Origin of the sequence: Lelliottia nimipressuralis (genome assembly GCF_004402045.1) — a bacterium.
GTDB lineage: Bacteria > Pseudomonadota > Gammaproteobacteria > Enterobacterales > Enterobacteriaceae > Enterobacter > Enterobacter chinensis.
Window position 1 is genome coordinate 17,955 of record NZ_SOMG01000011.1, and the last position, 19,163, is coordinate 37,117.

The 19,163-nt window shown below is 56.3% G+C and carries 16 protein-coding genes; 13 read left to right on the forward strand and 3 right to left on the reverse strand.

The window, feature by feature from the left end:
* Window position 1: 1 nt before the first annotated feature.
* The 12 genes from pbpC (at window position 2) to E3U32_RS03430 (ending at window position 14,677) form a co-directional block, all read left to right on the forward strand.
* Window positions 2–2,326 (forward strand): peptidoglycan glycosyltransferase PbpC, encoded by a 2,325-nt coding sequence (pbpC, locus tag E3U32_RS03375; protein WP_134347634.1) that lies wholly within the window; start codon window positions 2–4, stop codon window positions 2,324–2,326.
* A gap of 156 nt (window positions 2,327–2,482) precedes the next feature.
* Window positions 2,483–2,914 carry a nucleoside-diphosphate kinase gene (gene ndk / locus E3U32_RS03380; RefSeq protein WP_003860625.1) on the forward strand — a complete coding sequence of 144 codons (432 nt, stop codon included), beginning with the start codon at window positions 2,483–2,485 and terminating at the stop codon, window positions 2,912–2,914.
* A 169-nt stretch (window positions 2,915–3,083) separates the two neighbouring features.
* Entirely contained in the window at window positions 3,084–4,250 is a 1,167-nt protein-coding gene (locus E3U32_RS03385) for a bifunctional tRNA (adenosine(37)-C2)-methyltransferase TrmG/ribosomal RNA large subunit methyltransferase RlmN (protein WP_014171168.1), read from the forward strand.
* Window positions 4,251–4,543: 293 nt separating this feature from the next.
* A complete protein-coding gene (rodZ, locus tag E3U32_RS03390) occupies window positions 4,544–5,557 on the forward strand; it encodes a cytoskeleton protein RodZ (protein ID WP_134347635.1) in 1,014 nt (337 codons plus the stop codon).
* Between the two features lie 26 nt (window positions 5,558–5,583).
* Entirely contained in the window at window positions 5,584–6,702 is a 1,119-nt protein-coding gene (ispG, locus tag E3U32_RS03395; RefSeq protein ID WP_023337626.1) for a flavodoxin-dependent (E)-4-hydroxy-3-methylbut-2-enyl-diphosphate synthase, read from the forward strand.
* A gap of 80 nt (window positions 6,703–6,782) precedes the next feature.
* Window positions 6,783–8,057 carry a histidine--tRNA ligase gene (hisS, locus tag E3U32_RS03400; RefSeq protein ID WP_134347636.1) on the forward strand — a complete coding sequence of 425 codons (1,275 nt, stop codon included), beginning with the start codon at window positions 6,783–6,785 and terminating at the stop codon, window positions 8,055–8,057.
* Window positions 8,058–8,070: 13 nt separating this feature from the next.
* Window positions 8,071–8,691 (forward strand): YfgM family protein, encoded by a 621-nt coding sequence (locus E3U32_RS03405; protein WP_134347637.1) that lies wholly within the window; start codon window positions 8,071–8,073, stop codon window positions 8,689–8,691.
* Window positions 8,692–8,701: 10 nt separating this feature from the next.
* Window positions 8,702–9,880 (forward strand): outer membrane protein assembly factor BamB, encoded by a 1,179-nt coding sequence (bamB, locus tag E3U32_RS03410; RefSeq protein ID WP_134347638.1) that lies wholly within the window; start codon window positions 8,702–8,704, stop codon window positions 9,878–9,880.
* A gap of 112 nt (window positions 9,881–9,992) precedes the next feature.
* Entirely contained in the window at window positions 9,993–11,465 is a 1,473-nt protein-coding gene (gene der / locus E3U32_RS03415) for a ribosome biogenesis GTPase Der (RefSeq protein WP_023308811.1), read from the forward strand.
* A gap of 301 nt (window positions 11,466–11,766) precedes the next feature.
* A complete protein-coding gene (locus E3U32_RS03420) occupies window positions 11,767–13,311 on the forward strand; it encodes a peptide MFS transporter (protein ID WP_134347639.1) in 1,545 nt (514 codons plus the stop codon).
* A gap of 59 nt (window positions 13,312–13,370) precedes the next feature.
* Window positions 13,371–14,405: a Gfo/Idh/MocA family oxidoreductase gene (locus tag E3U32_RS03425; protein WP_134347640.1), complete on the forward strand. Its 1,035-nt coding sequence runs from the start codon at window positions 13,371–13,373 to the stop codon at window positions 14,403–14,405.
* Window positions 14,406–14,455: 50 nt separating this feature from the next.
* Window positions 14,456–14,677: a zinc ribbon domain-containing protein gene (locus E3U32_RS03430; protein ID WP_134347641.1), complete on the forward strand. Its 222-nt coding sequence runs from the start codon at window positions 14,456–14,458 to the stop codon at window positions 14,675–14,677.
* On the opposite strand, the gene E3U32_RS03435 is transcribed toward E3U32_RS03430, so the two are convergent.
* From E3U32_RS03435 to xseA, 3 genes are all read right to left on the reverse strand, one after another.
* On the reverse strand, window positions 14,674–15,024 hold the full coding sequence (locus E3U32_RS03435; RefSeq protein WP_025757698.1) for a protealysin inhibitor emfourin: 351 nt from the start codon (window positions 15,022–15,024) through the stop codon (window positions 14,674–14,676). The two genes, E3U32_RS03430 and E3U32_RS03435, sit on opposite strands and share 4 nt — an antisense overlap.
* Complete coding sequence (locus tag E3U32_RS03440) at window positions 15,025–16,044, reverse strand: M4 family metallopeptidase (RefSeq protein ID WP_134347642.1); 1,020 nt, start codon at window positions 16,042–16,044, stop codon at window positions 15,025–15,027.
* A gap of 72 nt (window positions 16,045–16,116) precedes the next feature.
* Window positions 16,117–17,490 (reverse strand): exodeoxyribonuclease VII large subunit, encoded by a 1,374-nt coding sequence (xseA, locus tag E3U32_RS03445; protein ID WP_134347643.1) that lies wholly within the window; start codon window positions 17,488–17,490, stop codon window positions 16,117–16,119.
* Between the two features lie 158 nt (window positions 17,491–17,648).
* Here xseA and guaB point away from each other — a divergent pair, with 158 nt between their 5' ends.
* Window positions 17,649–19,115 carry an IMP dehydrogenase gene (guaB, locus tag E3U32_RS03450; RefSeq protein ID WP_010433923.1) on the forward strand — a complete coding sequence of 489 codons (1,467 nt, stop codon included), beginning with the start codon at window positions 17,649–17,651 and terminating at the stop codon, window positions 19,113–19,115.
* Window positions 19,116–19,163: the final 48 nt, after the last annotated feature.

The following is a 19,163-nucleotide window of genomic DNA, read 5'->3' on the forward strand; positions in this document are numbered from 1 at the left end:
CATGCGAATGGCACGTCTGACACGCTCCCGCTGGCTATGGCTGGCGGGAGCGCTTCTCATTTTATGGGGGCTGATCCTGGCCGCTGACCGCCTGTGGCCATTGCCTCTGAAAGAGGTTAACCCCGCGCGGGTGGTGGTGGATGAGAAGGGCACGCCGCTCTGGCGTTTTGCCGACAATGACGGGATCTGGCGTTATCCGGTTACGATTGAAGAGGTCTCTCCCCGTTATCTTGAGGCGCTGATCCAGTATGAAGATCGCTGGTTCTGGGATCATCCCGGCGTAAACCCGCTCTCTGTCCTGCGCGCCGCCTGGCAGGATCTCAGTTCCGGGAAGGTCGTCTCTGGCGGCAGTACGCTTACCATGCAGGTGGCGCGCCTGCTGGACCCGCATCCGCGCACCTTTGGTGGCAAAATTCGTCAGCTCTGGCGGGCGATGCAGCTGGAGTGGCATCTTTCTAAACGCGAGATCCTGACGCTCTATCTCAACCGTGCCCCCTTTGGCGGCACGCTGCAGGGCGTCGGAGCTGCAAGCTGGACCTATCTCGGCAAACCGCCGTCGCAGCTCAGCTATTCCGAAGCGGCGCTGCTGGCGGTACTCCCACAGGCACCCAGCCGCTTACGTCCGGACCGCTGGCCTGAACGGGCCGAAGCGGCGCGCAATAAAGTGCTCGATCGTATGGCGACGCAAGGGGTCTGGTCTGCAAAGCAGGTCAACGAATCCCGCGAAGAATCGGTATGGCTGGCGCCCCGACAGATGCCGCAACTGGCACCGCTCTTTGCACGCATGATGCTCAGTAAAAGTCGCGACACTAAAATTGTCACCACGCTTGATGCCGGGCTGCAGCGGCAGCTGGAAGAGCTGGCAATGAACTGGAAATCCCGTCTGCCCGCACGCAGCTCGCTGGCGATGATCGTCGTGGATCATACCGATATGAAAGTACGCGGCTGGGTTGGATCGGTGGATATTAACGATGACGCGCGTTTTAGCCATGTCGATATGGTCAATGCGATCCGATCGCCGGGATCGGTGCTGAAACCGTTTATCTACGGCATGGCTCTCGACGATGGCCTGATCCATCCCGCCTCGTTGCTGCAGGATGTTCCAAGAAAAACCGGTGATTATCGGCCGGGGAATTTTGACAGCGGGTTCCATGGACCGGTCAGCATGAGTGAAGCGCTGGTACGCTCCCTCAACCTGCCAGCCGTCCAGGTGCTGGAGGCCTACGGACCAAAACGTTTTGCCGGGATGCTCAGTAACGCGGGGTTGCCGCTGATCCTGCCCGCGGGGGCGCAGCCGAATCTCTCCCTGATCCTCGGCGGTGCAGGCGCGCGGCTGGCAGATATCGCCGCAGCCTACAGTGCCTTTGCCCGACACGGTAAGGCAGGGAGGTTGCGGCTACAGCCTGGCGATCCGCTGAGTGAACGACCGTTACTGTCACAAGGCTCGGCGTGGATTATTCGCCGAATTCTGGCGAATGAGGCGCAGCCGCTACCGGATAACGCGCTGCCGCAGGTTGCGCCGCTGGCGTGGAAAACAGGCACCAGCTACGGTTACCGTGATGCCTGGGCCATCGGTCTGAATGCCCGCTACGTGATAGGCATCTGGACCGGAAGACCGGACGGCACTCCCGTTGCGGGGCAGTTTGGTTTTGCCAGTGCGGTTCCGCTATTAAACCAGGTCAATAACCTGCTTCAGTCACGCTCAACGATAGACGAAGCCCGCCTGCCGCGCGATCCGCGTCCGGCAAGCGTCGGGCGGGGCGTGATCTGCTGGCCTGGCGGCCAGTCGCTGCCGGAAGGCAGTGAAAACTGCCGACGCCGTCTGTCAACCTGGCTGCTTGAAGGGAGTGAACCGCCCACGCTGCTGTTGCCCGAACAGGAAGGCATTCGCGGCATTCGTTTCCCGGTCTGGCTGGATAAAACGGGCAAACGTGTGGCAGCAGATTGCCCCGATGCAACTGAAAAGGTCCTTGATGTCTGGCCGCTGCCGCTGGAGCCGTGGCTGCCTGCCAATGAGCGTCGTGCGGTACGGGTCCCGCCTTCATCATCAAGCTGTCCTCCGCTCTCGCAGGACGCACCTGCGCCACTCATCCTGACCGGCGTGCGCGAAGGGGCCGTCATTAAACGTCTGCCGGGGGAATCCCGCGTTTCGCTGCCGCTTCAGGCGACAGGCAATAGCGGTGAGCGCTGGTGGTTTTTGAACGGAGAGCCTCTGGACGTGAAAGGAAGAGTTTACACATTACAGCTTGATAAATCGGGCGATTATCAGTTACTCGTTATGGATGAGACCGGGCAAGTTGCGACGGTGAATTTTACGTTGCAGTGACCTTAAAACAGCATTCAGATGTGAGCTGTTGCTAAAACTCGTCTTATTTTAAAAAAATGTTACCCGAATCCATAGGCAATGGCGCTATTGCTCATTATAATCCGCGCCACACCATACTCAGGTATGCAAAACAACAGAACATTGACAGAGGTTATCATGGCTATTGAACGTACTTTTTCCATCATCAAACCAAACGCGGTGGCAAAAAACGTTATTGGCAGCATCTTCGCTCGCTTTGAATCAGCAGGGTTCAAAATTGTTGGCACCAAAATGCTGCACCTGACCGTTGAGCAGGCTCGTGGTTTCTACGCTGAGCACGAAGGTCGCCCATTCTTTGACGGCCTGGTTGAGTTCATGACCTCCGGTCCAATCGTTGTATCCGTACTGGAAGGCGAAAACGCAGTACAGCGTCACCGTGACCTGCTGGGTGCTACCAACCCGGATAACGCGCTGGCAGGTACTCTGCGCGCTGACTACGCTGACAGCTTCACCGAGAACGGGACTCACGGTTCTGACTCTGTTGAATCTGCTGCACGCGAAATCGCTTTCTTCTTCGCTGAAGGCGAAGTGTGTCCACGTACCCGTTAATCTAACGGTTTCGTTTACACATTATTTTCGTAAATGCCGCGTCCAGACGTGGCATCCCTGCGCCAGACTTTGTACAATGCAACGCCCCGGACGAGCAGACCGCTTTCCGGGGCGTTTCTATTCAACCCTCCATGGGCCATAACGTGTAACAACGAGGCCGGAAAAAATTATGTCTGAATTAGTGAATACCTCCGAAGTCGCCATTCCTGCGGTTCCCAATAAAAATGGAAAAATCAACCTGCTGGATCTGAATCGTCAGCAGATGCGCGAGTTCTTCAAAGAGATGGGCGAAAAGCCGTTTCGTGCCGATCAGGTCATGAAGTGGATGTACCATTACTGCAGCGACAATTTTGATGACATGACTGACATCAATAAGGTTCTGCGCAATAAGCTCAAAGAAGTGGCTGAAATCCGCGCACCGGAAGTGGTGGAAGAGCAGCGCTCGGCCGATGGCACCATCAAATGGGCGATTGCGGTCGGCGATCAGCGCGTTGAAACCGTCTACATCCCGGAAGAAGACCGTGCCACGCTCTGCGTCTCTTCTCAGGTGGGCTGTGCGCTGGAGTGCAAATTCTGTTCAACTGCGCAGCAAGGCTTTAACCGTAACCTGCGCGTGTCAGAAATTATCGGCCAGGTCTGGCGTGCCGCGAAAATCGTGGGTGCTGCAAAAGTGACCGGTACGCGTCCCATCACCAACGTGGTAATGATGGGAATGGGTGAGCCGCTGCTGAATCTGACCAACGTGGTTCCGGCGATGGAAATCATGCTGGATGACTTCGGTTTTGGTCTGTCCAAGCGTCGCGTGACGCTGTCTACTTCAGGCGTTGTGCCTGCGCTGGACAAGCTCGGCGATATGATTGACGTTGCGCTGGCGATCTCCCTGCACGCGCCAAACGATGAAATTCGTGACGAAATTGTACCGATCAACAAAAAGTACAATATCGAAACCTTCCTCGCTGCCGTGCGTCGCTATCTGGAAAAATCCAACGCTAACCAGGGCCGCGTAACCATCGAATACGTGATGCTTGATCACGTCAACGACGGTACCGAACATGCGCATCAGCTGGCTGAGTTGCTGAAAGATACACCATGCAAAATCAACCTGATTCCATGGAACCCGTTCCCGGGCGCGCCGTATGGCCGTAGCTCGAACAGCCGTATCGATCGCTTCTCCAAGGTGCTGATGGAGTATGGTTTCACCACCATCGTGCGTAAAACCCGTGGTGATGACATTGATGCCGCATGCGGACAGCTGGCAGGTGATGTGATTGACCGTACCAAGCGTACCCTGCGTAAACGCATGCAGGGCGAGACAATCGCGGTTAAAGCTGTTTGATTATTATGCACTCACGGCGCATTATCTGCGCCGTGAAGCATAATCTTACTGAATAACCAGTCACATTCGTGATGACTGATCAATAATTACGGTGCGTTTCATCCGACTTTCGGGCAGTATGTAACGACGTAACAACAGTTTAGCCGTACGGGCAGGGCTGTACTGTCATCTCCGGGCTGACAGTCTTATACTGTCTGTTCAAGGTTAACTGACCAGAAGTTTCGCGGTGCGGGTGGCATTGTGACTCACCGGCGCCTGAACCCTTATTTTTCACGTACCAGTAGTTGTAGCGAATGAATACTGAAGCCACTCACGACCAAAATGAAGCACTCTCCACTGGCGTTCGTCTTCGCAACGCCCGTGAACAACTCGGACTCAGCCAGCAAGCCGTTGCGGAACGCTTGTGCCTGAAGGTTTCCACGGTTCGCGATATTGAAGAAGATAAGGCACCCGCCGATCTGGCTTCAACTTTCCTGCGCGGTTATATCCGCTCTTACGCAAAACTGGTGCACATCCCCGAAAACGAATTACTGCCAATGATGGAGAAGCAGGCCCCGGTCCGTGCAGCAAAAGTTGCGCCGATGCAGACCTTCTCCCTGGGAAAACGTCGTAAAAAACGTGATGGCTGGCTGATGAGCTTTACCTGGCTGGTGCTGTTTGTGGTGATCGGTCTGACCGGTGCATGGTGGTGGCAAAACCACAAGGCGCAGCAGGAAGAGATCACCACCATGGCCGATCAATCCTCCGCCGAACTTAACCAGGCCGGAAGCGATAACGCCCAGAGCGTGCCGTTGAATACCGACGGCGCGGCCACCTCCAGCGAGCCGCAGACTGCAGCGACAGGGGCTCCGACGACCAGCCCTACGCAGGCTCCGGCAGCAACGGCTAACACTGCTGCGCCGCAGGCTCAGGATCAAAACGCAGTGGTTTCTCCCTCTCAGGCAAATGTGGATACTGCGGCGAACGCGCCTGCGGCCACGCAGCCTGCAGACAATACTGCAGCGTCTCTGCCAACCAGCCCGGCGGGTACTGCCACAGCAGCCGATCCAAACGCACTGGTGATGAACTTCAGCGCCGATTGCTGGCTGGAAGTGACTGACGCAACAGGTAAAAAACTGTTCAGCGGTCTGCAGCGTAAAGATGGCACGTTAAACCTCACCGGCCAGGCTCCTTATAAACTTAAAATCGGCGCTCCGGCAGCGGTACAGATCCAGTATCAAGGAAAACCTGTCGACCTGAGCCGCTTTATCAGAACTAACCAGGTTGCACGTCTTACCGTTAATGCCGAACAATCAGCAGCACAGTAACAGACGGGCAACGCGGGAGATTTTTCATGCATAACCAGGCTCCGATTCAACGTAGAAAATCGAAACGGATTTACGTTGGGAATGTGCCAGTCGGCGATGGGGCACCTATCGCCGTTCAGTCGATGACCAACACGCGCACCACGGATGTGGAAGCGACGGTCAATCAAATCAAAGCATTAGAGCGAGTAGGCGCGGACATCGTTCGCGTTTCCGTCCCGACCATGGACGCCGCTGAGGCGTTCAAGCTGATCAAACAGCAGGTCAGCGTTCCCCTGGTCGCGGATATCCACTTCGACTACCGCATCGCACTGAAAGTGGCTGAATACGGCGTCGACTGCCTGCGCATTAACCCGGGTAACATCGGTAACGAAGAGCGTATCCGCATGGTAGTGGACTGCGCCCGCGATAAAAATATTCCTATCCGCATCGGCGTCAACGCCGGTTCCCTGGAAAAAGATCTGCAGGAAAAATACGGTGAACCTACGCCGCAGGCGCTGCTTGAATCCGCGATGCGCCACGTTGATCATCTCGATCGTCTCAACTTCGATCAGTTCAAAGTCAGCGTAAAAGCGTCCGACGTTTTCCTTGCGGTGGAATCTTACCGCCTGCTGGCAAAACAGATCGACCAACCTCTGCACCTCGGCATCACCGAAGCGGGCGGCCTGCGCAGCGGTTCCGTAAAATCTGCGATCGGTCTGGGGCTGCTGCTCTCTGAAGGGATCGGTGACACCCTGCGCGTCTCGCTGGCGGCCGATCCGGTTGAAGAGATCAAAGTCGGTTTCGATATCCTGAAATCACTGCGTATTCGTGCGCGTGGGATCAACTTCATTGCCTGCCCAACCTGTTCACGTCAGGAGTTCGATGTGATCGGTACGGTGAATGCCCTGGAGCAACGTCTGGAAGACATTATCACCCCGATGGACGTCTCCATCATCGGTTGTGTGGTGAATGGCCCGGGTGAAGCGCTGGTGTCAACCCTGGGTGTCACCGGCGGTAACAAGAAAAGTGGTCTCTATGAAGATGGCGTTCGTAAAGATCGTCTGGATAATAGCGACATGATCGACCAGCTTGAAGCCCGCATCCGTGCCAAAGCCGCCATGATGGACGAGACACAGCGTATCAGCGTTCAGCAGGTTGAAAAATAACGTGATGGGAAGCCGCGAGCTTCCCATGTATGATTGAACCCATTCTTTGGGTTTTTTTTGTATATAGAAAGAGAATAAACGTGGCAAAAAACATTCAAGCCATCCGCGGCATGAACGATTATCTGCCTGGCGAAACCGCCATCTGGCAGCGCATTGAAGGCACACTGAAGCAGGTGCTCGGCAGCTACGGTTACAGCGAAATCCGTTTGCCGATTGTAGAGCAGACCCCGTTATTCAAACGCGCGATCGGTGAAGTCACCGACGTGGTTGAAAAAGAGATGTACACCTTTGAGGACCGCAACGGCGACAGCCTGACCCTGCGTCCGGAAGGTACGGCGGGCTGCGTACGCGCCGGCATCGAACATGGTCTTCTGTACAATCAGGAGCAGCGCCTGTGGTATATCGGCCCGATGTTCCGCCACGAACGTCCTCAGAAAGGTCGTTATCGCCAGTTCAATCAGCTGGGTGTGGAAGTCTTTGGGCTGCAGGGGCCGGACATCGACGCTGAACTCATTATGCTGACGGCCCGCTGGTGGCGCGCGCTCGGTATCGCCGATCACGTTTCCCTCGAGCTGAACTCTATCGGTTCTCTGGAAGCACGCGCTAACTACCGCGATGCGCTGGTGGCGTTCCTGGAACAGCATAAAGAGAAGCTGGACGAAGACTGCAAACGTCGCATGTACAGTAACCCGCTGCGTGTTCTGGATTCCAAAAATCCAGATGTTCAGGCTCTGTTGAACGATGCGCCTGCGCTGGGTGACTACCTGGACGAAGAATCTCGCGAACACTTCGCGGGTCTCTGCAAACTGCTTGAAGCGGCTGGCATCGCTTACACCGTGAACCAGCGTCTGGTGCGCGGTCTGGATTACTACAACCGTACCGTGTTTGAGTGGGTGACTACCAGCCTCGGTTCTCAGGGCACCGTGTGTGCGGGCGGCCGTTATGACGGTCTGGTTGAGCAGCTTGGCGGCCGTGCAGCACCTGCTGTTGGCTTCGCGATGGGTCTTGAGCGACTTGTTTTGCTGGTTCAGGCAGTTAATCCGGAATTTAAAGCAGATTCCGTTGTCGATATATACCTGGTGGCCTCAGGCGCGGAAACGCAGTCTGCGGCGATGCTGCTTGCCGAACGCGTGCGCGATGCGCTGCCGGAGGTGAAGCTGATGACCAACCATGGCGGCGGCAACTTCAAAAAACAGTTTGCTCGTGCCGATAAGTGGGGCGCAAGTATTGCACTGGTGCTGGGTGAGTCCGAAGTGGCTAACGGCGAAGTGGTGGTCAAGGACCTGCGCTCTGGTGAGCAGACAACGGTAACGCAGGACGGCGTTGCGGCGCGCTTGCGCACTCTATTGGGCTAAGGAGAAGGACTGCGTGGAAATTTACGAGAACGAACACGATCAGGTCGACGCGATTAAGCGCTTCTTTGTCGAAAACGGCAAAGCGCTGGTTGTTGGGGTTATTTTAGGTATTGGTGCGCTGTTGGGCTGGCGTTACTGGAACAGTCATCAGGCGGATTCCGCGCGCGGCGCGTCCCTGTCCTATGAAAATACCATTAGCGCAATTCATGCCGATCAGCCACAAACGCTGACTGCGGCAGAAAAATTTGCGGCTGACAACAAAAACACCTACGGTGCACTGGCTGCGCTGGAAGTGGCTCAACAGTACGTTGATAAAAACGAACTGGATAAAGCCGTAGCCCTGCTGTCTCAAGGCCTTGCTGCGGCCAGCGATGAAAACCTTAAAGCGGTGATCAATCTGCGCCTGGCTCGTATTCAGGTTCAGCAGAAAAAAGCTGACGATGCGCTGAAAACGCTCGATACCATCAAAGGCGAAGGTTTTGCTGCCATCGTTGCCGATTTGCGCGGTGAAGCACTGCTGAGCAAAGGTGACAAAGCGGGCGCGCGTAAAGCGTGGCAAGCTGGCGTAGAGAGCAAAGCGTCACCTGCGCTGAGCGAAATGATGCAGATGAAAATAAATAATTTGTCCGTCTGAGAGGGACCCGATGCAATTGCGTAAATTACTTCTGCCAGGACTGCTTTCTGTTACGTTATTGAGTGGTTGTTCACTGTTCAGTGGCGAAGAAGACGTTGTAAAAATGTCCCCACTGCCGACGGTTGAAAACCAGTTTACTCCCTCCACCGCATGGAGCACCTCCGTGGGCGATGGGATTGGTGATTTCTATTCCAACCTTCATCCGGCCTTTGCCGACAGCGTAATCTATGCGGCTGACCGCAAAGGTACCGTGAAAGCGGTGAACGCCGATGACGGAAAAGAAGTGTGGTCTGTTAACCTGGCGGAAAAAGACGGCTGGTTCTCCCGTAAACCTGCACTGCTTTCTGGCGGCCTGACCGTTGCCGGCGGCCACGTTTACGTGGGTAGCGAAAAAGCACAGGTTTATGCGCTGAACAGCAGCGACGGTTCCATTGCCTGGCAAACGACCGTGGCGGGTGAATCCCTGTCTCGTCCGGTGGTGAGCGACGGCCTGGTACTGATTCATACCAGCAACGGCCAGCTGCAGGCGCTGAACGAAGCGGACGGTCTGGTGAAATGGACCGTTAACCTGGATATGCCTGCGCTCTCTCTGCGCGGTGAATCCGCGCCGGCTACCGCATTTGGTGCCGCCATTGTGGGCGGTGACAACGGTCGCGTGAGTGCAGTGCTGATGCAGCAGGGCCAGATGATCTGGCAGCAGCGTATCTCCCAGGCCACTGGCTCTACAGAGATTGACCGTCTGAGCGACGTGGACACAACGCCGGTTATCGTTAACGGTGTGGTTTACACGCTGGCTTATAACGGCAACCTGACCGCGCTGGATCTGCGCAGCGGCCAGATCATGTGGAAACGTGAGCTGGGCTCTGTGAATGATTTCATCGTTGAGGGTAACCGCATCTATATGGTTGACCAGAACGACCGTCTACTGGCGCTGAGCACTGAAGGCGGCGTGACGCTGTGGACGCAAAGCGATCTGCTGCACCGTCTGCTGACCTCGCCAGCGCTATACAACGGTAGCCTGGTAGTTGGTGACAGCGAAGGGTATATGCACTGGATCGATCCGGATAACGGCCGCTTTGTTGCACAGCAAAAAGTCGACAGCTCCGGTTTCCTGACCGACCCGGTTGTGGCCGACGGCAAACTGCTGATTCAGGCAAAAGACGGCACGCTGTACGCGATCACGCGTTAATTACCCGGCGGTTGTAGTATACTAAACGGCTCCTGTTCACTCAGGAGCCGTTTTGACATTTTTAAAAACGCCGCAAAAGCGACGTTATTTTGAATTTTATGAGGCTTCAAACATGGTACCTGTGGTCGCGCTTGTCGGGCGCCCTAACGTTGGAAAATCCACTCTTTTTAACCGTTTAACACGCACCCGTGATGCGCTGGTTGCGGATTTCCCGGGGCTGACGCGTGACCGTAAGTACGGTCGTGCAGAGGTAGAAGGACGCGAGTTCATCTGTATTGATACCGGTGGTATTGACGGCACGGAAGATGGCGTGGAAACCCGTATGGCGGAACAGTCGCTGCTGGCGATTGAAGAAGCCGACGTCGTTCTGTTTATGGTTGATGCGCGCGCTGGCCTGATGCCGGCGGACTCCGCTATCGCTAAACACCTGCGTTCGCGTGAAAAACCGACCTTCCTGGTGGCGAACAAAACTGACGGTATCGATGCCGATCAGGCCGTTGCGGACTTCTGGTCTTTAGGCCTGGGCGAAATCTACCCGATTGCGGCATCGCACGGCCGCGGCGTAACCAGCCTGCTGGAAACCGTTCTGCTGCCGTGGGTTGACGAAGTTAACCCGCCAGAAGAAGTAGACGAAGACGCTGAATACTGGGCGCAGTTCGAAGACGGAGAAGAGGGCGAAGAAGAGCCTGAAGACGACTTCAACCCGCAGGATCTGCCGATCAAGCTGGCCATCGTGGGTCGTCCAAACGTAGGTAAGTCTACACTTACTAACCGTATTCTGGGTGAAGAGCGCGTGGTCGTTTACGACATGCCGGGCACCACCCGTGACAGTATCTACATCCCAATGCAGCGTGATGAACGTGAGTATGTCCTCATCGACACCGCCGGGGTACGTAAGCGCGGGAAAATCACCGATGTGGTGGAAAAATTCTCCGTTATCAAAACCCTGCAGGCGATTGAAGATGCCAACGTGGTGCTGCTGGTTATTGATGCGCGTGAAGGCATTTCCGATCAGGACCTCTCTCTGCTCGGCTTTATCCTCAATAGTGGGCGCTCACTGGTTATCGTGGTCAACAAATGGGATGGCCTGAGCAATGAGGTTCGTGAGCAGGTGAAAGAGACCCTCGACTTCCGTCTGGGCTTTATCGACTTTGCTCGCGTGCACTTTATCTCTGCGCTGCACGGCAGCGGTGTCGGCAACCTGTTCGAATCCGTACGTGAAGCATACGACAGCTCCACCCGTCGTCAGAGCACCGCCATGCTGACCCGTATCATGAATATGGCTGCGGAAGACCATCAGCCGCCGCTGGTGCGCGGCCGTCGCGTGAAGCTGAAATATGCCCACGCCGGTGGTTATAACCCGCCAATCGTGGTGATTCACGGCAACCAGGTGAAAGACCTGCCGGATTCCTACAAGCGCTATCTGATGAACTACTTCCGTAAATCGCTGGACGTGATGGGCACGCCTATCCGTATCCAGTTCAAGGAAGGGGAAAACCCGTTCGCCAACAAGCGCAACACCCTGACGCCAAACCAGATGCGTAAGCGTAAGCGCTTGATTAAGCACATTAAGAAAAGCAAATAATCTTTGCCGAACTTACGAAGGCCCGCGTATATCGCGGGCTTTTTTTTGCCCAATCATACCGCTGGTTTTCTCTGTGTGAAGTCAATCACTATTCACTTTTAACCATGTTTAAATCTAAGAAAGTAGACAATCGTCGAATTTTCATCTTAAAGTCCAGGGTGCGGTACTAGACAAAACTAGCGCCTGGTTATCAAATGGTTAACTAACTTTTCGCCGCAAGTAAAAAAATCGGCCAGATACGTAACTGGCTGGCGTACTTGCTGGTGTTTACAAGCACGACGACATACCTTTCGGGAGAATTATGCAATCCTCTGTTAATCAAAAAGAGAGCCGAACGTTCTTCGGCCATCCGTATCCACTCGGTTCACTGTTCTTCACCGAGATGTGGGAGCGTTTCTCGTTTTACGGCATTCGCCCGTTACTGATCCTGTTTATGGCCGCCACCGTCTATGACGGCGGGATGGGCCTGGCGCGTGAAAACGCCTCGGCGATTGTCGGTATCTTTGCTGGTACCATGTACCTGGCCGCGCTGCCGGGTGGCTGGCTGGCCGATAACTGGCTCGGCCAGCAGAGAGCCGTCTGGTACGGTTCAATACTGATTGCGCTCGGTCACCTGTCGATTGCGCTCTCTGCGGTGATGGGGAACAACCTGTTCTTTATCGGCCTGATGTTCATCGTGCTCGGCTCCGGGCTGTTCAAGACCTGTATTTCGGTCATGGTCGGCACCTTGTATAAAAAAGGCGATGCGCGTCGCGACGGCGGTTTCTCGCTGTTCTACATGGGCATCAACATGGGCTCGTTCATCGCTCCGCTGATTTCCGGCTGGCTGATTAAAACCCACGGCTGGCACTGGGGCTTTGGTATTGGCGGTATCGGGATGCTGGTGGCGCTGATTATCTTCCGCGTGTTTGCGGTTCCGGCGATGAAACGCTATGACGGTGAAGTCGGCCTGGACTCCACCTGGAACAGCCCGATCGTGAAACGTAACGGCGTGGGCGTCTGGCTGCTGGCGCTGGCGGCAGGCGTGGCAACGATCGTGACGCTGATAGCGCAGGGCGTGATTGTCATTAACCCGGTCGCGGTAGCCAGCGTGCTGGTCTACGTGATTGCGGCATCCGTTGCCCTCTACTTTATTTATCTGTTTGTTTTTGCGGGCCTGAACCGTAAAGAGCGTGCCAGGCTGCTGGTCTGCTTTATTCTGCTGATCTCGGCGGCGTTCTTCTGGTCCGCGTTTGAGCAGAAGCCCACCTCGTTCAACCTGTTTGCCAACGACTACACTAACCGCACGATCGGTGATTTCGAAATTCCGGCGGTGTGGTTCCAGTCGATCAACGCCCTGTTCATCATCCTGCTGGCACCGGTGTTTAGCTGGGCATGGCCGAAGCTTGCGAGCAAAAACATTCGTCCGAGCAGCATCACCAAGTTTGTTATCGGTATTCTGTGTGCTGCGGCGGGCTTTGGTCTGATGATGCTGGCGGCACAGAACGTGCTGAGCAACGGTGGTGCGGGCGTGTCGCCGTTCTGGCTGGTGGGCAGCATTCTGATGCTGACGCTGGGGGAGCTGTGCCTGAGCCCGATTGGTCTGGCGACCATGACGCTGCTGGCGCCGGAGAGAATGCGCGGTCAGATGATGGGGCTGTGGTTCTGTGCGAGTGCGCTGGGTAACCTGGCGGCGGGCCTGATTGGCGGCCACGTGAAGGCCGACCAGCTGGATATGCTGCCGGATCTCTTTGCGCGCTGCTCCATCGCGCTGCTGATTTGTGCCGCGGTACTGATCGTCCTCATTGTTCCGGTGCGCCGCATGCTGGAAAATGCGCAAACTAAGCCGGCTGCTAACGCCTCATAACACCTCAGCGTGCCGGGGCAGGTGTTATGCCCCGGCACTGTATTTCCTGAGGTGAAACTATGCAGTTAGGATTTGTAGGTCTGGGTGCGGTAGTGGAAACCGCGTATCTGCCCGCGTTGCGTAACCTTTTTGGTCACCCGGTTCGCTGTTTCGGGTTTGATGTTCTTCCCACAAAGCATCCTGAAGGCGTCACGCGCTGCGCGTCGCTTGCGGAGCTTCTTGCCGCACCGCTTGATACCCTGTTTATCACCACCGCTTCGCTGCACCACCTTGAGGTGCTGGAGCAGGCCATTGCCTCGCCCGTGCCACGCATTGTGGTTGAAAAACCGATTGTCGCCACGCTTTCTCAAATCGAAAAGCTCAACGCGCTGCTGGCCATGCCCGGTGTTGCACCCCGCGTGCTGGCGCTCGACCACTGGATGGCACGCATCGAAACGGTGAAGCGGTCGCTGGTTGGCAGCGTCTCTGACATCGTCAAAATCGACGGCTTTTTGCAGGAGCCGAGTGGATATAACGCCGCAGGAGAACCCATCGCGCTTAACTTTGCCACCGGCGAGCCGGATACCCGAACGCTTCGCCACCCTGATGGCGTAATTCTGGATATCGGTACGCACGTCCTGGCGATGCTGCGTGAAACGGTGCGTTATCTGGGCGGGAGTGATGATATGACCCTGCAGGTCGTCACGGCAAAAGACCGCCTGGGCCGCGCTATCGCAAAAGGCGACCTGAACACGGCGGAAGGAGAGGCGCATCTTCAGGGACGTATCAGCGGCGTGCCGGTGGATATCTGGCTTAATAAATACGCAGGACCGGCTGGCGGGCAAAAGGGCTTACGCCTCTGCCTGCGCGACGGGCGCATCATCAGCCACGACCGGCGCGGCGCTGAAGATGTGCTGGAGCTGAACGATGGCGACACGCGTCAATGCTGGACAATTCCCGGCACGATCTACGAGCACTGCCTTGCAGAGCAGATTCTGGGCGTCAGAAGCCTTTTTGAACGGGATCCGCAAGAGGTGAGCCGCACGACGCGCCGCAGAATAGCGGAAGTAGAACTGCTGCTGGCGTTACAGCAACAGCTGCGTGGCCCGCACTGAACGCGACGTGGTAAAATTAGCGCAGACCTCAACGCCTTGAAGGAGTCACCATGACGATTACCTGCCCGGATTGCCAGGCACCGCTCGAGCCTCAGAATGGGGTAGCGCACTGCGAAGGCTGTAATAAGGATATTGCGCTCGAAGCCCGCTGTCCGGAGTGTCATCAGCCACTCCAGGTATTAAAAGCCTGCGGGGCGGTGGACTATTTCTGCCAGAACGGCCACGGTCTTATCTCTAAAAAACGCGTGGAGTTTGTTCGGGCCGAAGGTTAATCACACACGCAGCCTTCGCCTTTTTTCCACAGCTCGACCAGCGACTCGGGCGCTTCCTGCTCCGGTACCAGCACGATGATATCGGTATAGTGCGCCTGATTTTGCCCGGTCCAGATAATCTGGATGCGGAAATAGCGCTGGTCACCGCTGCCGGGGGACGAGGCCTGTCCCGGCGGCTGGCCGCGCGGAAAGGCCTGTTCAAGGATGCTTACCAGCCGCTGGCGCTGGGCCTCATTGAGCGAGGACAGCGCGATGGTGCGCTGGCCGCTCAGCTTAGGAATAAAAGCGACGCCGCCTTCACGGGCCAGCTCAACCACGGCGTCATCCGTCAGTTCCGGAACCTGCATTTACAGCACTCCCACCTGTTCCCAGGCTTGTTTTATGGCCGCCCCAACGTCGCTGCCGGAGCGTTTCTCTCCGTGCGCTATCGTCAGTTTTGCAAAGGCCTCAAAATCCGCATCCTGCGCCAGATTGCGATCGCAAACCGTGTCGTACCAGGCATAACCCGCTTTTTCCCAGGCGTAGCCGCCGATCGCTGTCGCCGCCAGATAAAATGCCCGGTTGGGGATGCCGGAGTTCAGGTGCACGCCGCCGTTATCCTCGCGCGTTTTAATGAAATCTTTCATGTGCGCGGGCTGCGGGTCTTTGCCGAGCAGCGGATCGTCATAGGCGATGCCAGGTTCAGACATTGAGCGCAGCCCTTTGCCGTTGATCCCTTTCGCCAGCAGCCCTTCACCAATCAGCCAGTCAGCTTTATCGGCGGTTTGCTTCAGATGATACTGTTTGACCAGCGAACCAAATACGTCCGACAGCGACTCGTTCAGCGCGCCCGACTGTTCAAAATAGATAAGCCCGGCTTCGGTCTCGGTGACGCCGTGGCTCAGCTCGTGCCCCACGACGTCAATGGCGATGGTAAAGCGGTTAAAGATTTCCCCGTCACCGTCGCCAAAGACCATCTGCTGGCCGTTCCAGAAGGCGTTCTGATATTCCCGGCCATAATGCACGGTGCCGGTCAGAATCAGGCCCTTATTGTCGAGCGAATCGCGCCGATACGCTTTCCAGAAGAAATCATGGGTGATACCCAAATAATCGTAGGCTTCATCCACCGCCACATCGCCGTTCGACGGCTGGCCTTCATAACGCACCTGCGTACCGGGCAGCTCCTGGGTCTGCTTCGCATCGTAGATATCACGCTCCAGCTGTCCGGCTTTGCTCACGTGCGGCGCGGCGGGTTTGCCGGGCATGTGGGCCATCAGCGTCTGGACATGGGTCAAGGTCTGGCGGGCACAGCGCTGCTGCGGCTCTGAACCGCTTTCGATAATACGACGAAGAATATAAGGGGGAATGACACTGTAAAGATGGGACATGCTGCTCTCCTTAGTTCTGGCAAGGCCGAATAAAAGGGAATAGCAGCAGTATAGTTTCTAACCGACGAAGAATTATCCGGTTTTTCGCTGACGCGGCTTTTTCGCCGGTTTAATTGATTTCACTTCGCTTTCTACCCAGCCGTCGGAAAGACGCGTCGTCAGCACATCACCGGTATTCACCTGTTTGGTTTGCTTCAGCACTTTGCCGTCCGTCGCCGTCGTCACGCTATAGCCGCGCGCCAGCGTGGAGAGGGGGCTGACCGCTTCAAGATGGGTCACCGCATTGCCAAAACGTTCGCGGGTGGTGCTCAGACGCGCGCGGATAGTCTCCGCCAGACGATACTCCAGCTGCTGAATCCGCGTCTGCGCGCGATAAATTTTCGGCTGCGGGTTCTGCTGGTTAAGGCGCTGCGTCACGCGCTGCTGGCGCGAGACCGCGCGCTTTAGCTGACTATCCAGCGCAATTTTCATGCGCTGGCGCAGGCGCTCCAGTACGGTTTGTTGACGCGCCAGACGCAGCTGCGGGTGCTGCTGCTGAAGGCGATGATGAAGCTGGGTAAAGCGGCGGGTACGGTTGGCAAGGAAGTAGTCCATCGCCATCTCAAGACGCTGCTGGCCGTTCTGAATCTGACGCAGCAGCTCCAGCTGGTTGCGGCTCACCACTTCCGCCGCCGCAGACGGCGTAGGCGCGCGTAGATCCGCGACAAAATCCGCGATCGTTACGTCCGTTTCGTGGCCGACGGCGCTCACAACAGGGATTTGGCTTGCAAAGATTGCCCGCGCCACGCGCTCGTCGTTAAAGCTCCACAGGTCTTCCAGCGAGCCGCCTCCGCGCCCAACGATTAATACGTCGCACTCCTGACGCGCGTTCGCCAGTTCAATGGCGCGCGCAATCTGGCCCGGCGCATCGTCGCCCTGAACGGCGGTCGGATAAATGATGACGGGCAGGGAAGGGTCGCGACGCTTGAGCACGTGCAAAATATCGTGCAGGGCCGCACCGGTTTTCGAGGTAATAACCCCAACGCAGTGGGCAGGAGAGGGCAGCGGTTTTTTAAACTGCTGGTCGAACAGTCCTTCGGCTGAGAGCCTGGCTTTTAACTGTTCATACTTTTGCTGCAACAGGCCTTCGCCCGCGGGCTGCATGCTCTCGACGATAATTTGATAATCACCGCGCGGCTCGTACAGGGTGATATTGGCGCGTACCAGAACCTGCTGGCCGTGCTGCGGGCGAAACGTCACGCGGCGGTTGCTGTTGCGGAACATCGCGCAGCGCACCTGGGCGGTATCGTCTTTTAAGGTAAAGTACCAATGGCCGGAGGACGGCTGCGTGAAGTTTGAGATTTCACCGCTGATCCAGACCTGCCCCATTTCCTGCTCAAGCAGCAAACGCACCGTCTGATTCAGGCGGCTGACGGTATAAATTGAGGGGGATTGAGAGGATAACATGTGAGCGGGATCAAATTCTAAATCAGCAAGTTATTCAGTCGATAGTAACCTGCTGAGAGGCAATCGCAAGCATTTTTTCAAAAAAGTGTAGATGCAATCGGTTACGCTCTGTATAATGCCACGGCAATATTTAACCACCCAGGTCAGAGATATTGCCCATGCTACGTATCGCTAAAGAAGCACTGACGTTTGACGACGTCCTCCTCGTTCCCGCTCACTCCACCGTTCTGCCGAATACTGCCGATCTCAGCACGCAGTTGACGAAAACCATTCGCCTGAACATTCCTATGCTCTCCGCGGCAATGGACACCGTGACTGAAGCGCGCCTGGCTATCGCTCTGGCACAGGAAGGTGGCATTGGCTTTATTCACAAAAACATGTCTATCGAACGTCAGGCGGAAGAAGTTCGCCGCGTGAAGAAACATGAATCCGGCATCGTGTCTGACCCACAGACCGTTCTGCCAACCACCACTCTGCACGAAGTGAAAGCCCTGACCGAACGTAACGGCTTCGCCGGTTACCCGGTTGTGACCGAAGAGAACGAACTGGTGGGTATCATCACCGGTCGTGACGTGCGTTTCGTGACTGACCTGAACCAGCCTGTCAGCGTCTACATGACGCCAAAAGAGCGTCTGGTTACCGTTCGCGAAGGCGAAACCCGCGACGTGGTGCTGGCAAAAATGCACGAAAAACGCGTTGAAAAAGCGCTGGTTGTCGACAGCAGCTTCCACCTGCGCGGCATGATCACCGTTAAAGATTTCCAGAAAGCAGAACGTAAACCTAACGCTTGTAAAGACGAGCATGGCCGTCTGCGCGTCGGCGCTGCGGTTGGCGCCGGTGCAGGTAACGAAGAGCGCGTTGATGCGCTGGTTGCTGCGGGCGTTGACGTCCTGCTGATTGACTCCTCGCACGGCCACTCCGAAGGCGTTCTGCAACGTATTCGCGACACCCGTGCCAAATACCCTGACCTGCAGATCATCGGCGGTAACGTGGCAACAGGCGCAGGCGCTCGCGCGCTGGCTGACGCTGGCTGCAGCGCGGTGAAAGTGGGTATCGGTCCTGGCTCTATCTGTACTACCCGTATCGTCACCGGCGTGGGCGTTCCGCAGATCACCGCCGTATCTGACGCCGTTGAAGCGCTGGAAGGTACCGGTATTCCGGTTATCGCTGACGGCGGTATCCGCTTCTCTGGCGACATTGCCAAAGCGATCGCCGCAGGCGCTGCTGCTGTGATGGTAGGCTCCATGCTGGCAGGTACTGAAGAATCCCCGGGTGAGATTGAACTCTTCCAGGGCCGTTCTTACAAATCTTACCGCGGTATGGGCTCCCTGGGCGCGATGTCCAAAGGTTCCTCTGACCGTTACTTCCAGACCGATAACGCCGCAGACAAACTGGTGCCGGAAGGTATCGAAGGTCGCGTTGCGTATAAAGGCCGTCTGAAAGAGATTATTCACCAGCAGATGGGCGGCCTGCGTTCCTGTATGGGTCTGACCGGCTGTGGTACCATCGACCTGCTGCGTACTAAAGCGGAATTCGTACGTATCAGCGGTGCGGGTATCCAGGAAAGCCACGTTCACGACGTGACGATCACCAAAGAGTCCCCGAACTACCGTCTGGGCTCCTGATAAGTTTCCGCGCCCGGCTCCTGCCGGGCGCTCTGTTTTTGTTTCACT

Excerpts from the sequence above, each read along its gene's own strand:
- pbpC (WP_134347634.1), top strand. The coding sequence starts at position 2 with ATGCGAATGGCACGTCTGACACGCTCCCGCTGGCTATGGCTGGCGGGA.
- ndk (WP_003860625.1), top strand. The coding sequence starts at position 2,483 with ATGGCTATTGAACGTACTTTTTCCATCATCAAACCAAACGCGGTGGCA.
- E3U32_RS03385 (WP_014171168.1), top strand. The coding sequence starts at position 3,084 with ATGTCTGAATTAGTGAATACCTCCGAAGTCGCCATTCCTGCGGTTCCC.
- rodZ (WP_134347635.1), top strand. The coding sequence starts at position 4,544 with ATGAATACTGAAGCCACTCACGACCAAAATGAAGCACTCTCCACTGGC.
- ispG (WP_023337626.1), top strand. The coding sequence starts at position 5,584 with ATGCATAACCAGGCTCCGATTCAACGTAGAAAATCGAAACGGATTTAC.
- bamB (WP_134347638.1), top strand. The coding sequence starts at position 8,702 with ATGCAATTGCGTAAATTACTTCTGCCAGGACTGCTTTCTGTTACGTTA.
- der (WP_023308811.1), top strand. The coding sequence starts at position 9,993 with ATGGTACCTGTGGTCGCGCTTGTCGGGCGCCCTAACGTTGGAAAATCC.
- E3U32_RS03420 (WP_134347639.1), top strand. The coding sequence starts at position 11,767 with ATGCAATCCTCTGTTAATCAAAAAGAGAGCCGAACGTTCTTCGGCCAT.
- E3U32_RS03425 (WP_134347640.1), top strand. The coding sequence starts at position 13,371 with ATGCAGTTAGGATTTGTAGGTCTGGGTGCGGTAGTGGAAACCGCGTAT.
- E3U32_RS03430 (WP_134347641.1), top strand. The coding sequence starts at position 14,456 with ATGACGATTACCTGCCCGGATTGCCAGGCACCGCTCGAGCCTCAGAAT.
- E3U32_RS03435 (WP_025757698.1), bottom strand. The coding sequence starts at position 15,024 with ATGCAGGTTCCGGAACTGACGGATGACGCCGTGGTTGAGCTGGCCCGT.
- E3U32_RS03440 (WP_134347642.1), bottom strand. The coding sequence starts at position 16,044 with ATGTCCCATCTTTACAGTGTCATTCCCCCTTATATTCTTCGTCGTATT.
- xseA (WP_134347643.1), bottom strand. The coding sequence starts at position 17,490 with ATGTTATCCTCTCAATCCCCCTCAATTTATACCGTCAGCCGCCTGAAT.
- guaB (WP_010433923.1), top strand. The coding sequence starts at position 17,649 with ATGCTACGTATCGCTAAAGAAGCACTGACGTTTGACGACGTCCTCCTC.